Origin of the sequence: Pseudomonas sp. TSRC2-2 (assembly GCF_049897785.1) — a bacterium.
Classification (GTDB): Bacteria; Pseudomonadota; Gammaproteobacteria; order Pseudomonadales; family Pseudomonadaceae; genus Aquipseudomonas.
On record NZ_JAFCWZ010000001.1, the window covers coordinates 542251 to 554898 of the forward strand.

Consider the following 12648-nt stretch of genomic DNA (forward strand, 5'->3'; position numbering starts at 1 on the left):
CAAGGCGGGCTTGCTCTGTGCGAGGGTGGGGGGCAGACTTTGCCTCCTACCTTCGAGTGCGTCCGGCAATGATCCGACTGTTGAAATCCGTGTTTGTTTTTTTGGCTTTGTCGTTGGCCGTGGTTTTTTCTGCCTCGGCCGAACCGAGCATCACTTGGCCGCCAGGCTGGGAGGTCGAAGTATTGCCAGACAGCGCGGCGCCAGTTTCGCGACAGAGGGCAGTGAAGCTCGACGCCGATGGTAACCGGGTCATGGTGATGGAGTTGACCATGACTCAAGTGGAGGCGGGGCATCAGGTCAATCTGCAAGGCGTGCTGCTGGAAATGCGCAAATCCATCCAGAAAGATTTTTTCCGTAGTGGCTATCAGAGTGTCTGCAACCGGATCCATCCGGCAGCCTTCGGTCCCTTGACCGGTTTGGAGACGACCTGCACGGTCACCGAAAACGGTCGACACGTGTTATCACAAACCTTGGTAGCCGCCGTGGAAACGGACAAGGCTTATGTACTTTCGTATGCCGGTCAGGTCGAGGCTTATAAGGCGAGCGCAGACGATATAGAGTCGGCACGCAATAGCCTGAAATTATAAACGTCCGTACCAACTAGCGACGGTCTAATACCGGAAAGGATTAAGCACAAAGTTTGATTCAGCTCATCGCAGCAACATCACGCAGCAAAATGTTTAGCCTGATGATTCATTATCGTTACACACATTTACAACTTGTTCGATGAAAATCATTTCATCTGTTAGATATTGTCAATAAAAAGCCCTGCATGGAGCAGGGCTTCTTGTAGGCGTCAAATCAACTGCGCAACCAGGAATCCACCGTGGCTGCACCGTACTGTTCTTTCCAGGATTTGAGGCCGCGGTGGTTGCCACCCTTGGTTTCAATCAGTTCGCCAGTGTGCGGGTTCTGATAAACCTTGACCACCCGGGCGCGTCGAGTCTTAGGCGCTGCGGGCGACTGCAAGCCCGACTTTGCCGGGTTCGGATCAAGTATGGCGATGATGTCTTTGAGGCCTTTGCCATAGCTTTTCATCAGCCCCTGGAGCTTTTCTTCGAATTCGATTTCTTTCTTGAGCCCGGCATCGTTCTTCAGCGATTCCAGCTGTTTGAGCTGTTCCTGAAGGGCCTTTTCAGCTGCGCGGAATTCGGCGAGTCTGGACAATATCTTTACTCCAATAATGTATTTGGCTGATACCAACCGCAAACAAAGCTATAAGCCAAGAGCCTTGAAGCGACTCGGTGATAACTGGCTCACCTGCCAGTCTGGCTGAGGTTGAAAAAATTGTAGTAGTTAATGCGACAAGAGTAAATCCTGATGTTGTCGTCATGTAACAACAATGACTTTTTGTATCAATTTGGTGCGCCGGTCGGCCGAATCATGATAATGGGTTAACGATCATTTAATGCTCTGATGAAATCAGCGGCCGGCATTGGTTTGCCGAATAAATACCCTTGCAGGAAACTCACCTTATGCGCAGTCAAATAGTCGACCTGGGCCTGAGTTTCGACACCTTCGGCAACAATCTCAAGATCCAGCTTGGCCGAGAGCTCGATGATGGAATCGAGAATATGCCGTGATAGCGCATCGATGCCGATCATGGCGATAAAACTCTGGTCGATCTTGAGAAAATCGACCTTGAAAGTTCGCAAATAGCCGAGGCTTGAATGGCCGGTACCGAAATCATCTATCGCGATTTTTACTCCAAGAGCACGCAATTGCTCGAACAGCTCAAGAGTGATGTCGTTTGGCTCGATCAGCTCGCGCTCCGTCAATTCCAGCACCAGCTCTACGCTGCCCGGTTCAAACGCAGCGAGGAAATCTCGACAGTCCTTAACCAGCTCAAGGTCGTGGCAATGGCTGGCAGCGATGTTGATACCTACATGGAACGGTTTGTTGAAGGTTGCAGATTGTGGGCCCAGCAGCACCGCTGTCTGTTGCATCAGGGAGCGGGTCATCGGCACGATCAAGCCCGAGTGCTCGGCAAATGGAATGAACAGGTCCGGGCGTACCAGGCCCTCTTTTGGATGATTCCAGCGCATCAGCACTTCGGCACCCGACCATCGCTTGCTGTCGCCGTAAACCACGGGCTGAAAGTAAGGAATGAACTCCCCAGCCTCAAGTGCACGAAGCATTTCATGACTAGGCGAAGTCGAGCGTTGCTGAATGAAATGTCCGATCGCGCCGGAGACCACGCCGAAAAAGAGCAGCAGGCTGAACAGTGGCGGATACTCTGCCGCCATGTAACGCCAGATTTCGCCTTTGGGGAAACCCGCCGACACTTTGAAACCGTAACGCTCGGATTCCAGCACGCTCTGCGCAACCGGCAGGACGGGCAGGGATGCCTTATGCACGTTACCGTCTGCGGACAGCCAGTTCTCGCCCACCTGCAACATCAGTAATGTCTGGCGGCCGATCAGGCGCAGAATGTTGCTCAGGTGATAACCATCCAGTGTGGTCAGCGCGCCGCCACGACCGTTGCTGAGGCGATAAATCAACAATGCCGTATCAGGCGTTACCGGATTGCCGTTCATCAGCCACAGTCTGCCGTCGTGGTAATTCCCGGCATTGACGACTTCCTTGAACTGGCCGAACAGCGAGCTGCAATAGAGATTGTTGTCCCAGACCAGATTGGTCGAGCGCACGAAGGGGCGGCGGGTTACTTGTTCGCGCAAGGCCAGTTTTACCTCTTCGCAATTTTTCCCGGCAAGTGGCAACAGAATCCGCGCGGCTTCTGCGGTGTTATCGAGCATCAAGTCGAACTGTCGCAACGCTTGCTCGGCAGTTTCCCCGGCACTTTGCTGTAACGTGCGTTCTGCCTGCATATAGAGGATGACACTCCCGAGCACGACTGGCAGCAGGCCGCTGAGCAAAGTCACAACGATGCGGGTGCTGCGTTTGCGGCGGGGTCTGCGGGTCAACGGCATGGGCGCATCCTGTGAATGTTGGTATTGGTCGGCGCTGCTGCGCGCGCCAAGGTCAAGCGGGCCAAGGGGAGAATAGATGGCAGGTAGCGCTTGTGCTGGCCATGACTCAAGAGTTTCGCCGGGATCATCCTGACCAGACTTATTGGTGCAACAAACCTCTTGCGCCTTGGGAGAAAAAGCGGATTTTATAGAGAGGGCAGACAGGTCCGGTTACGCTGTGTAGAATCGGTTTACGCATACAATAATAATCGTCTTCTGGCAGCAGAAGCCTCGCCCGCAAGAGCCTTGGGTCGACAATGAAGATATTCGGGTTTCAACTGATCTACGGAGACTTCCTCGCCCGCAGCGTGCGTGGCATCTCCTGTGCGCCTCCCTCTTCATCAATTTCCTGACAGGTAATTCTGGTTAATTGATAAGAAATGATGAGGCGTCACCATGGCAGATTTATACGAAAACCCAATGGGCCTGATGGGCTTTGAATTCATCGAGTTCGCATCTCCGACTCCAGGTACGCTGGAGCCGATCTTCGAGATCATGGGCTTCACCAAAGTCGCGACCCACCGTTCCAAGAACGTGCACCTGTATCGTCAGGGCGCGATCAACCTGATCCTCAACAACGAACCCAACAGCGTCGCTTCGTACTTTGCCGCCGAGCACGGTCCGTCCGTTTGCGGCATGGCATTTCGCGTGAAGGATTCGCAGAAAGCCTATAGCCGCGCGCTCGAACTCGGCGCTCAGCCGATCCATATCGAAACCGGTCCGATGGAACTGAACCTGCCGGCAATCAAAGGCATCGGCGGCGCGCCGCTGTACCTGATCGACCGTTTCGGCGAGGGCAGTTCGATCTACGATATCGACTTCGTGTTTATCGAAGGCGTTGATCGCAACCCGGTCGGCGCCGGTCTGAAGATCATCGACCACCTGACTCACAACGTTTATCGCGGTCGCATGGCCTACTGGGCGAACTTCTACGAGAAGCTGTTCAACTTCCGTGAGATTCGTTACTTCGACATCAAGGGCGAATATACCGGCCTGACCTCGAAAGCCATGACCGCACCGGATGGCATGATCCGCATCCCGCTCAATGAAGAATCGTCCAAGGGCGCCGGTCAGATCGAAGAGTTCCTGATGCAATTCAACGGGGAGGGCATCCAGCATGTTGCGTTCCTCACCGATGACTTGATCAAGACCTGGGATCAGTTGAAGAAAATCGGCATGCGCTTCATGACGGCGCCACCAGACACTTACTACGAAATGCTCGAAGGTCGCCTGCCAAATCACGGCGAGCCGGTCGATCAACTGCAATCGCGCGGCATCCTGCTCGATGGCGCGTCGGAGCAGGGTGACAAGCGCCTGCTGCTGCAGATCTTCTCGGAAACCCTGATGGGCCCAGTGTTCTTCGAGTTCATTCAGCGCAAGGGCGACGATGGTTTCGGCGAAGGCAACTTCAAGGCTCTGTTCGAATCGATCGAGCGTGACCAGGTGCGTCGTGGTGTGCTGACCACCGAGTAATCTGCACTGAAATAAAAATCCCGTCCTGCAGCGATGCAGGGCGGGATTTTTTTGCTTCACAGAAAAACTGTGGGAGCGGGTTTTGTAAAGCTCAGGCTCGGCGTTGCCGCATCAGGTGTTTAAAGCCTTCGAAAACCAGCACCACCACCGCCAGCCAGATCGGTATGTAGGTCAGCCATTCACCCGACTTGATGCTTTCTCCGAGCAATAATGCCACGGCAAGCAACAACACCGGTTCCACATAACTCAACAAACCAAACAGACTGAACGGCAGTAAACGGCTGGCAATGATGTACACCACCAGCGCGGACGCACTGATCACGCCAAGCAGCGGAATCAACCACATCAACCCTGGGTATTGATCAAACACACCCAGTCCCTGTTCGCCATTCTGCACAAACCAGTAGGCCACTGGCAGCATCAGGGTCATGTCGACCCATAGCCCTCCCAGGTTGTCGGTTTTCAGGTATTTGCGCAGCACGAAGTACAGCGGATAGCCGACCACGACGACCAGCGTCGCCCAGGAAAATCCGCCAACCTGATACAACTCATTCAACACGCCAAGGCTTGCGAAGAATACGGCGATTTTTTGCAGCCGAGACAAGCTCTCGCCGTAGGCAATCCGCCCGGTCAGCACCATCGCCAGTGGCAACAGGAAATAGCCCAGCGACACATCCAGGCTGTAGCCATTGAGCGGCGCCCACATGAACAGCCACAGCTGCACACCGAGCAGGGCGGAAGAAACCAACAGTCCAGCGATCAGTTCTGGCCTGGCCGCCATCAATCGGATCAGCTCCAGCACCCGTCGCCATTCCCCGGAAACCAGCATGAACACGGTCATGCACGGCACGGTCAGGAGCATGCGCCAGCCGAAGATCTCCACGCCGCTCAGAGGCGTCAGCAGCGATGTGTAGTAATACATGACGGCAAATAGCATCGAGGCTGAAACCGATAGAGCGATACCTTTAGACAAACTGTCCTCGCGGTTTGATGGTTAAACGGGGCGGGCAGGATACGTGGTTTTTGTGCTGAATATTGAGCGGGTGCTCATTATTTCCTACACGCTTGTGCTGGGTTGGCTATCCCTGGCAAGCCAGCTCCCACAGGATGTACGTTGAACCATAGCTTGCGTTTCAACACAGAGCATTATGGGAGCTGGCTTGCCAGCGATGCTTTCAGGATTGCAGCGGTTTGCGGCCCGGCACAAAATGGCTCACATCATTGAACCCCGGTGTCGAGGCATGCCCCGGTGTCACCAGAGAATCAATGAAAGCCTCGTCTTCGGCCGTGATGGTCAACGCCTGCGCCAGCGTATAGGCGTCCCATTGCTGTTCGGTGCGCGGCCCGACAATCGCCGAGGTCACCGCGCTGTTGTTCAGCACCCAGGCAATCGCGAACTCGACCATGCCGACGCCGCGCTGCTCGGTGTATTGCTGAATCTGCTGGGCAATGCGCAGCGACTCCACCCGCCATTCGGTTTCCAGAATGCGTTTGTCCTGACGCCCGGCGCGGCTGTTGGCGTCCGGCGTGACATTCGGGGCGTACTTGCCACTGAGTACGCCTCGGGCCAAGGGGCTGTAAGGCACCACCCCAAGGCCATAGGTCTGCGCGGCGGTGATCTGCTCGCTCTCGGCCTGACGATTGACGATGTTGTACAGCGGCTGGCTGATCACCGGGCGATCGACACCGAGCTTGTCGGCGATGCGAATCACCTCGGCGATCCGCCAGCCGCGATAGTTCGACAGACCCCAGTAGCGAATCTTGCCCTGGCGGATGAGATCGCCAATCGCCGATACGCTGACTTCCAGCGGGGTGTGGTGGTCTTCGCGGTGCAGGTAATAGATGTCGACGTAATCAGTGCCGAGCCGCGCGAGGCTGGCCTCGAGTCCGTTGAAGATGTGTTTGCGGCTCAAACCGCTGCGGTTCGGCACGCCGTCAACCGGGCCGAAGCCGACTTTGGTCGCGAGCACCCATTCGTGGCGATGACGGGAGATCGCTTCACCGACGATTTCTTCGGAGCGGCCATTGGTGTAGACGTCGGCGGTGTCGATGAAATTGATGCCCTGATCCCAAGCCTTGTCGATGATGCGCAGCGAGTCTTCGGCGCTGGTCTGCTCGCCGAACATCATCGTGCCGAGGGTGAGCGTGGAGATCTGCAAGCCTGAATGGCCCAGTGTGCGGTAGCTCATGCCGAAATCCTTTTGTCGGTGGGGGGAAGTCAATCAGATACCAGAAGCATCGAAGGTCGCAAAGTGAATTGTTGCGCCGGATAAACGCAAAAAGATCGCAGCCTTCGGCAGCTCCTACAGGGAACGCATTCCAAAGTAGGAGCTGACGAAGGCTGCGATCTTTTGATCTGCGCCTCTGATTAAGCCCGCAACGTCCGCGTCATCCGCAACGCCAGCAAACTTCCGCCGACAATCACCGCTGCCAGCACATACAGTGCCGCATCCGTCGAACCGGTGCTGTCTTTGACCCAACCCACCAGGTACGGGCTGAGGAACCCGGCCATCTGCCCCATCGAGTTGATCAACGCCAGGCCGCCAGCCGCCGCACCCGCGCTCAACATGGCGGTCGGCACCGGCCAGAACATCGGCAGGCCGGTCAGGGCGCCCATGGTTGCGATGGTCAAACCGAGGATTGCAATGGCCGGGTTGGCGGCGAAGTTGACTGCGATCACCAGACCAATCGCGCCCATCAGCATCGGCACCACCAAATGCCAGCGGCGCTCCTTGCGCAAATCTGCGGAGCGGCCGACCACCAGCATGAATACCGCCGCGAGCAGGTACGGAATCGCACTCAGCCAGCCGATCACCAGGTTATCGCTGAAGCCGAGGTTCTTGATGATCGACGGCAGCCAGAAGTTGATCGCGTACACGCCGCTCTGGATGCAGAAGTAGATTAGACCAAAGGCCCAGATCGCTGGGTTCTTGAACACCGCAAGCAGTGAGTCGGTCGCGGTTTTCGGTTTGTTGGCGAGGTCTTCGGCGTGGTCGGCTTCGAGCACCGCGCGTTCGTGGGCGGTCAGCCATTTGGCATTGGCAAAGCTGTCGCTCAACAGGAAATACGCCAGCGCACCGAGGATCACCGTCGGAATGCCTTGCAGCAGAAACATCCACTGCCAGCCTGCCAGGCCACCCTGGCCGGCGGCGAAGTGGTTGAGGATCCAGCCGGAAAACGGGCTGCCGAGCAAACCGGAGACCGGAATCGCCGACATGAACAGGGCCATGATTCGCCCTCGGCGGAAGGTCGGGAACCACTGCGAGAGATACAGCACTACGCCCGGGAAGAAACCGGCTTCAGCCGCACCGGTGAAAAAGCGCAGGGTGTAGAACTCGGTCGGGGTAGTGACGAACAACAGGCAGGTCGACAGCGTGCCCCAGGTGATCATCATCAAGGCAATCCAGCGCCGAGGACCGAAGCGGGTCAGCGCCAGGTTGCTCGGCACGCCGCACAGCACGTAACCGATGAAGAAGATGCCGGCGCCGAGCCCGTACACGGTTTCGCTGAATTTCAGTGCGTCGAGCATCTGCAACTTGGCGAAGCCAACATTGACCCGGTCGAGGTAGTTGAACAGGTAGCAGATGAAAATGAAGGGAATCAAACGCAGGGTGATGCGTTTGTAGACGGCGTTTTTACCGTCGTCGATGGTCTGGGTAGCTGCGGCGCTCTGCGACATAGCGGCTCTCTCTTTATTATGATTTTTTGCGATGCAAAGGGTAACGTTGATCGCCCTGAGAGTCTCGGCCACCTTTGGCCGGATTGTCTTTGTGCCTGAGCACAGGGTTTGCCGCCAGACCCTGTGCGGCTGAACAACCGTTCGTGCCTGAAATGAAGGATTGCCGCCGCTATGTTCGAACTCGATCACGACCTTGCCCAGGATATCGTCGACCGGGCCATGGCCATTTTGCCGTACAACGTCAACGTCATGGACAGTCAGGGTCTGATCCTCGGCAGCGGCGAACCGGAACGCATCAACACCCGGCATGAAGGTGCGCAACTGGTGCTGGCCAACGGGCGCGTGGTGGAAATCGATGCGCAGACGGCGGTGCATCTCAAAGGCGTGCAACCGGGCATCAACCTGCCGCTGCTGCTCGACCAGCGCTTGATTGGCGTGCTCGGCATCACCGGCGAGCCGGAGCAATTGCGCACCTACGCCGAACTGGTGCGCATGACCGCCGAAATGCTCGTCGGCCAGCGCAATCAGCAGGCCGAGCAACAGTGGCGGCGCCAGCGTTGCGATGATCTGCTGGCGTTGCTGTTGAGCGAGGCGGGGGATTCGCCGCGTCTGGTCGACGAGGCGCAACAGCTTGGGCTCAAGCCGCAACTGACGCGGGTGCCCTATCTGTTCGAGCTGGGTCTGGAGCACGCCCCAGGACAAACCGTGGAAGCACTGAGCGCTTGGCTGACGTCGCGCTATCCCGACAGCTGGTGCGTGAGTTCGGCGAAATCGTCGCTGCTGTGGTGCCGCCCGGCGAGCCAGAACGTCGAGCACGATCGCCTGCTGGAAAAACTCGATGGCCTCGGCTGGAAGATCCTGCGCATCGCCGTCGGCGGGCAGGCGGATGGCCTGGCCGGGTTGCGCCGCTGTTATCGACGGGTCGGCGATTTGCTGGCGTATGGTCGTGACGTCTTGCCGAATTCGAGACTGCTGACGCTCAATCGTTATCGCTTGCCGGTGATGCTGTGGCGTCATCGCAACGATGATGCGTTGGACGAACTGCTTAAACCGCTGCGCAAGGTCATCGCCAAGGACAGTAACGGCCAGCTACTGGCGACTCTGCGCAGCTGGTGCGAGCACGACGGGCAGAGTCAGGCCTGCGCCGAGGCGTTGGGCATTCATCGCAACAGCCTGCGCTATCGCATGGAGCGGATTGCCGAATTGAGTGGGGTTGATCCGTTGAAACTGGACGGGATGCTGGCGTTGTATCTGGGGGTGCAGCTGTTGCCGCAGACTGATCCGAATTGATCGGTGTATTCCATAACCTTTTCGCGAGCATCCGCCGCCAGACTTTTGTGGAAATGAACAATAAACGCCGACGGCACTTGTGCAGCCGACCGGCGTCAACGCGCGGGCCGACTGGCAGCATGAACGCCATTGCAACCGGAGAATTCCCATGAAGATCGTCATCGCCCCCGATTCGTTCAAGGACAGCCTGAGTGCTCAGGGCGTTGCCGACGCCATTGCCCTCGGGCTGGCTCAGGTATGGCCGCAGGCGACGCTGGTCAAATGCCCGATGGCCGATGGCGGCGAAGGGACGGTCGAGTCGATTCTCGCAGCGTGTGAAGGCGATTTACGCCGCGCCCGTGTGCGCGGCCCTTTGGGCGCGCCGGTCGAAGCTGCATGGGGCTGGCTGCCGCACAGCCACACCGCGATCATCGAAATGGCCGAAGCCAGCGGCCTGCAATTGGTCCCACCGGTGCAGCGCGATGCCTGCATCAGCAGCACGTTTGGTACCGGTGAATTGATTCGTGCAGCGCTGGATGCCGGTGCGCAACGGGTGATCCTGGCGATTGGCGGCAGCGCGACCAATGACGGCGGTGCCGGGGCGATGCAGGCGTTGGGCGTGAAGTTGCTTGATGGGCAAAGTCAGCCGTTGGCGCCGGGTGGGCTGGCATTGGCGCAACTGGCGCGGCTTGATCTGAGTGAACTTGACCCACGTCTGGCCGAGGTACGTTTCGACATCGCCGCTGATGTGAACAATCCGCTGTGCGGCCCGCATGGCGCCTCGGCGATTTTCGGCCCGCAGAAGGGCGCGTCGCCTGCGCAGGTTGAACAACTCGATCAGGCGCTGGGGCACTTCGCCGAGCTTTGCGCGCAGGCGCTGGGCAAGGACGTGCGCGACGAGCCGGGCAGCGGCGCGGCCGGTGGACTTGGATTCGCGGCAAAGGCGTTTCTCGGCGCGCAGTTTCAGGCGGGCGTCGAGGTGGTGGCGGAACTGGTCGGCCTTGCTGATGCGGTCAAAGGTGCGAATCTGGTGATAACCGGTGAAGGCCGCTTCGATGCGCAGACCCTGCGCGGCAAGACGCCGTTCGGTGTCGCGCGGCTTGCCAGACAGCACGCCGTACCGGTGATCGTCATTGCCGGAACCTTGGGCGACGGCTATCAGCAACTCTATCAACACGGCATTGATGCCGCGTTCGCCGTGACCAGCGGGCCGATGACCCTGGAACAAGCCTGCGCCGACGCACCCCGACTGCTGCAAGAACGCGCTACCGACATCGCTCGGGTCTGGCAACTGGGCACCAACCGCTGATCGGCTTGCCTATGTAGGAGCTGTCGAGTGCAACGAGGCTGCGATCTTTTGATCCTGCTTTTAACAGTCAAAAGATCGTAGCCTCGTTGCACTCGATAGTTCCTACCAAAGGCAGCGGGGCTGGGCAGATTCTTGTAACGTACCGAAAAATATTTATCGCAGACCCGAAACCTTCCTCAAGCCTGGCCGATACAACGATCAGGCGCACACAAATCCACAACTCAGTGACGCCGGACTGTCGCCCGCTATGGGCCAGTGCTCACGGCATGGATGCTCGTAGTTTCTTTCTTTCGAGAGTCCGACCATGTCCCTGCGTAACCTGAATATCGCGCCCCGTGCTTTCCTCGGTTTTGCCTTCATCGCCTTGCTGGTGATTGTCCTCGGCGTGTTCGCCGTCAGCCGCATGACGGTCATTCGTCAGGCGTCGATCGACATGGACACCAACCAGTTGCCCAGCGTGACCCACCTCAGCGTGGTCACGGAAAACGTCCTGCGCATGCGTATCCTCTCGTTCCGCGTGCTGGTCAACCGCGAACCGGCCAGCCTGCAAGAGGCAGAAACCCGCATCGCGGTGCTGGTCGACAAAGTGCGCAAAGCTCAGGCCAGCTACGCTGCGTTGCCGGCAGGCCCTGAAGAGCGCGCGGTCTTCCAGACGTTTTCGACCACGCTCGATAACTACCTGCAAGCGCAGAACCAGATGCTTGAACTGTCGCGCCAGGGCGATCTGGAAGCGCTGCGTGCGTTGATCAACACGCGCATCAAGGAAGGTACCGATCAGATGGGCGAGCAGCTCAACAAATTGATCGGCCTGAATACGGCCGGGGCCAGAGCGGCGGCCACTAAAGCCGGTGAAAACTATGACAGCGCTATCACCGGGATCATCATCGTCGCGGTGATCGCCGCGTTGGCCACCGTGTTGCTGGCCTGGTTGCTGACCCGCAGCATCGTCACGCCGCTCAACCGCGCCGTGCTCGCCGCGCAAACCATCGCCGGCGGCGACCTGAGCAAAGCCATCGAAATCGACGGCAAAGACGAACCGGCACGCCTGCTCGAAGCCTTGGCCGCGATGCAGACCAACCTGCGCAAAACCATCGAACAGATCGCCGGCTCCGCCACCCAACTGGGCGCCGCAGCCGAGGAGCTCAGCGCCGTTACCGAAGAGGCGTCCCGTGGCTTGCAGCAGCAAAACAATGAAATCGAACAGGCCGCCACTGCCGTCAATGAGATGACCGCTGCGGTCGAGGAAGTGGCGCGCAATGCCGTGTCGACTTCAGAGGCCTCTAATCAATCGACCCATGCCGCTCGCGAAGGTCGCGATCAAGTGGTGAAAACCGTCGATGCAATCCAGACCATGACCCACGACGTGCAGAACACCGCGCAGATGATCGAAGGCCTCGCTACGCAAGGTCGCGACATCGGCAAAGTGCTGGACGTCATTCGTGCCATTGCCGAGCAGACCAACCTGCTGGCGCTCAACGCCGCGATTGAAGCCGCGCGTGCTGGCGAGGCCGGGCGTGGTTTTGCCGTGGTCGCGGATGAAGTACGCGCGTTGGCCCATCGCACGGCGCAATCGACTCAGGAAATCGAAAAAATGGTCGCCGGCATCCAGAACGGCACCGGTGAAGCGGTTTCGTCGATGCAGCAAAGTAATCAGCGCACTCAGTCCACGCTGGAAATGGCCCGCGCGGCCGGTGTGGCGCTGGAGCAGATCACTCAATCGATTCACCAGATCAACGAGCGCAACCTGGTCATTGCCAGCGCTTCGGAAGAGCAGGCGCAAGTCTCACGAGAAGTCGATCGCAACCTGGTCAACATCCGCGACCTCGCCACGCAATCGGCCGCCGGCGCCAACCAGACCAGCGCCGCGACCCACGAACTGTCGCGACTGGCAGTGGATTTGAACGCCATGGTGGCGCGTTTCGTGATTTGAGATACGGTGAAGGCTGGAA

The 12648-nt window shown here is 58.2% G+C and carries 10 protein-coding genes; 5 read left to right on the forward strand and 5 right to left on the reverse strand.

Going from position 1 to position 12648, the window contains the following annotated elements:
- Positions 1–68: 68 nt before the first annotated feature.
- The gene (locus ACP7D9_RS02545) at positions 69–587 is read left to right on the forward strand and encodes a DUF4946 domain-containing protein (protein WP_426155489.1); all 519 of its coding nucleotides are present in this window, start codon (positions 69–71) and stop codon (positions 585–587) included.
- 214 nt (positions 588–801) lie between these two features.
- Here the strand turns inward: ACP7D9_RS02545 and ACP7D9_RS02550 are convergent, their stop codons facing one another.
- Positions 802–1167 (reverse strand): histone-like nucleoid-structuring protein, MvaT/MvaU family, encoded by a 366-nt coding sequence (locus ACP7D9_RS02550; RefSeq protein WP_101157211.1) that lies wholly within the window; start codon positions 1165–1167, stop codon positions 802–804.
- A 227-nt stretch (positions 1168–1394) separates the two neighbouring features.
- Entirely contained in the window at positions 1395–2930 is a 1536-nt protein-coding gene (locus tag ACP7D9_RS02555) for an EAL domain-containing protein (protein WP_426155491.1), read from the reverse strand.
- Positions 2931–3365: 435 nt separating this feature from the next.
- Here ACP7D9_RS02555 and hppD point away from each other — a divergent pair, with 435 nt between their 5' ends.
- Complete coding sequence (hppD, locus tag ACP7D9_RS02560; protein WP_101157216.1) at positions 3366–4442, forward strand: 4-hydroxyphenylpyruvate dioxygenase; 1077 nt, start codon at positions 3366–3368, stop codon at positions 4440–4442.
- A 91-nt stretch (positions 4443–4533) separates the two neighbouring features.
- On the opposite strand, the gene rarD is transcribed toward hppD, so the two are convergent.
- The 3 genes from rarD to ACP7D9_RS02575 all read right to left on the reverse strand — a co-directional run bounded on the left by rarD (position 4534) and on the right by ACP7D9_RS02575 (position 8121).
- On the reverse strand, positions 4534–5415 hold the full coding sequence (rarD, locus tag ACP7D9_RS02565; RefSeq protein ID WP_101157218.1) for an EamA family transporter RarD: 882 nt from the start codon (positions 5413–5415) through the stop codon (positions 4534–4536).
- A gap of 202 nt (positions 5416–5617) precedes the next feature.
- Positions 5618–6631, reverse strand: a complete 1014-nt coding sequence (locus ACP7D9_RS02570) for an aldo/keto reductase (RefSeq protein WP_426155494.1) — start codon at positions 6629–6631, stop codon at positions 5618–5620.
- A 179-nt stretch (positions 6632–6810) separates the two neighbouring features.
- Positions 6811–8121, reverse strand: a complete 1311-nt coding sequence (locus ACP7D9_RS02575; protein ID WP_101157222.1) for an MFS transporter — start codon at positions 8119–8121, stop codon at positions 6811–6813.
- A 171-nt stretch (positions 8122–8292) separates the two neighbouring features.
- Here ACP7D9_RS02575 and ACP7D9_RS02580 point away from each other — a divergent pair, with 171 nt between their 5' ends.
- From ACP7D9_RS02580 to ACP7D9_RS02590, 3 genes are all read left to right on the forward strand, one after another.
- Positions 8293–9411, forward strand: coding sequence for a sugar diacid recognition domain-containing protein (locus ACP7D9_RS02580; RefSeq protein ID WP_426155497.1), 1119 nt, complete (start codon positions 8293–8295; stop codon positions 9409–9411).
- A gap of 148 nt (positions 9412–9559) precedes the next feature.
- Positions 9560–10699, forward strand: coding sequence for a glycerate kinase (locus ACP7D9_RS02585; protein WP_313001578.1), 1140 nt, complete (start codon positions 9560–9562; stop codon positions 10697–10699).
- 304 nt (positions 10700–11003) lie between these two features.
- Positions 11004–12629: a methyl-accepting chemotaxis protein gene (locus ACP7D9_RS02590; RefSeq protein ID WP_426155499.1), complete on the forward strand. Its 1626-nt coding sequence runs from the start codon at positions 11004–11006 to the stop codon at positions 12627–12629.
- The last annotated feature ends 19 nt before the right edge of the window (positions 12630–12648 follow it).

What these genes read in the sequence shown, in the direction of transcription:
- ACP7D9_RS02545 (WP_426155489.1), top strand. Translation starts at nt 69, where the DNA reads ATGATCCGACTGTTGAAATCCGTGTTTGTTTTTTTGGCTTTGTCGTTG.
- ACP7D9_RS02555 (WP_426155491.1), bottom strand. Translation starts at nt 2,930, where the DNA reads ATGCCGTTGACCCGCAGACCCCGCCGCAAACGCAGCACCCGCATCGTT.
- hppD (WP_101157216.1), top strand. Translation starts at nt 3,366, where the DNA reads ATGGCAGATTTATACGAAAACCCAATGGGCCTGATGGGCTTTGAATTC.
- ACP7D9_RS02570 (WP_426155494.1), bottom strand. Translation starts at nt 6,631, where the DNA reads ATGAGCTACCGCACACTGGGCCATTCAGGCTTGCAGATCTCCACGCTC.
- ACP7D9_RS02575 (WP_101157222.1), bottom strand. Translation starts at nt 8,121, where the DNA reads ATGTCGCAGAGCGCCGCAGCTACCCAGACCATCGACGACGGTAAAAAC.
- ACP7D9_RS02580 (WP_426155497.1), top strand. Translation starts at nt 8,293, where the DNA reads ATGTTCGAACTCGATCACGACCTTGCCCAGGATATCGTCGACCGGGCC.
- ACP7D9_RS02585 (WP_313001578.1), top strand. Translation starts at nt 9,560, where the DNA reads ATGAAGATCGTCATCGCCCCCGATTCGTTCAAGGACAGCCTGAGTGCT.
- ACP7D9_RS02590 (WP_426155499.1), top strand. Translation starts at nt 11,004, where the DNA reads ATGTCCCTGCGTAACCTGAATATCGCGCCCCGTGCTTTCCTCGGTTTT.